2 protein-coding genes are annotated in these 1501 nt (G+C 79.4%); both read left to right on the forward strand.

Features of this window, described 5'->3' with window-relative positions:
* The coding region (locus tag NH602_RS30780) for an iron ABC transporter permease (protein WP_253069680.1) at positions 1-696 on the forward strand (696 nt) is incomplete at its 5' end.
* Positions 693-1501 (forward strand): ABC transporter ATP-binding protein (locus NH602_RS30785; protein WP_253069681.1); only part of this gene is annotated, 809 nt, incomplete at its 3' end. The genes NH602_RS30780 and NH602_RS30785, both read left to right, overlap by 4 nt.

Raw genomic sequence — 1501 nt, forward strand, 5'->3', positions numbered from 1 at the left:
GCGTCCGGGATCGGCGCCGAGGTCGCGCGCCGGGTCGTCGCCGCCGGCGGGGTGGACGCCGACCTGCCGCGGCTGGCCGTCGCGGCGGGGTGGACGCTGCTGCTGTCCGGCGCGGCCGCTCTGCTGGCGGTGGCGATGGCGCTGCCGGTCGGGGTGCTCGCGGCCCGGTACCGGTCCCGCGCGGTCGCCGCGACCGAGTCGGTGGCCTACCTCGGGCAGGGGCTGCCGGGGGTCGTCGTCGGGCTGGCCCTGGTGTTCCTGTCCCTGGTGCTGGTCCCGGCGCTCTACCAGACCGCGGCGGTGCTGGTGTTCGGGTACGCGATCCTGTTCCTGCCCAAGGCGCTCGGTGCGACCCGCACGGCGGTCGAGCGGGTGCCGGTCGAGGCCGAGGAGGTCGCCCGCACCCTCGGCCGGACGCCGTGGTCGACCTGGTGGTCGGTGACGGCGCCGCAGGCCGCGCCCGGGGTGGCCGCCGGCGGGCTGCTCGTGGCGGTGACGGCGATGAAGGAGCTCCCGGCGACGCTCATGCTGCGCCCGACCGGGATCGACACCCTGGCCACCCGGTTGTGGTCGCAGACCTCGCTCGGGGCCTTCGGCGCGGCCGCCCCCGCGGCGCTGGCGCTGCTGCTGCTGGCGTGCGTCCCCGCGGCGCTGCTGGTCCGGGCCACCGCGGGCGGGCCGGGAGGAGCGCGATGAGGACCGGGTTGTCGGTGCGCGGGGTGCGGGCGGGCTACGGCCGGGACCCGGTGCTGCACGGGATCGACCTCGACGTCGCGCCGGGTGAGCTGGTGTCGGTACTCGGCGCGTCGGGCAGCGGGAAGACGACGCTGCTGCGGGTGGTCGCCGGGCTGCACCGGCCCTCGGCCGGGACGGTGCACCTCGACGGTGACGACGTCACCGCCGTCGCGCCGGAGCGGCGCCGGGTCGGGCTCGTCCCGCAGGAGGGGGCGCTGTTCGCGCACCTGACCGTGGCCGGCAACGTCGGGTTCGGGCTGCGTCGCGGGCCCGGCCGGCGCCCGGCCGCCGCCGCGCGCGGGCGCGTCGCGGAGCTGCTGGCGCTGGTCGGCCTGACCGCCGAGGCCGACCGGCTGCCACACGCCCTGTCCGGCGGGGAGCGCCGCCGGGTCGCCCTGGCCCGGGCGCTCGCGCCGGACCCCCGGGTGGTGCTGCTCGACGAGCCGTTCTCCGCGCTCGACGCCGGGCTGCGCGAGCAGGTCCGGGGGGAGGTCGTCGCGGCGCTGCGGGCCGCGGATGCCACCGGGGTGCTCATCACCCACGACCGGCGGGAGGCGCTGGCGGTCAGCGACCGCGTCGCCGTCCTGCACGACGGCCGCCTGGAGCAGACCGCACCGCCGCGCGAGCTCTACGCCGCCCCCGCCTCGGCCCGGGTCGCCGGGTTCGTCGGCGACGCGGTGCTGCTGCCCGCCCGGGTGGAGGCCGGCACGGTCACGACCGCGCTGGGCGCCGCACCCTGCCGCACCGCGGACGTGCCGGCGGCGCC

It is taken from the genome of Pseudonocardia sp. McavD-2-B, assembly GCF_024124365.1.
In the GTDB taxonomy this organism is placed as follows: domain Bacteria; phylum Actinomycetota; class Actinomycetes; order Mycobacteriales; family Pseudonocardiaceae; genus Pseudonocardia; species Pseudonocardia alni.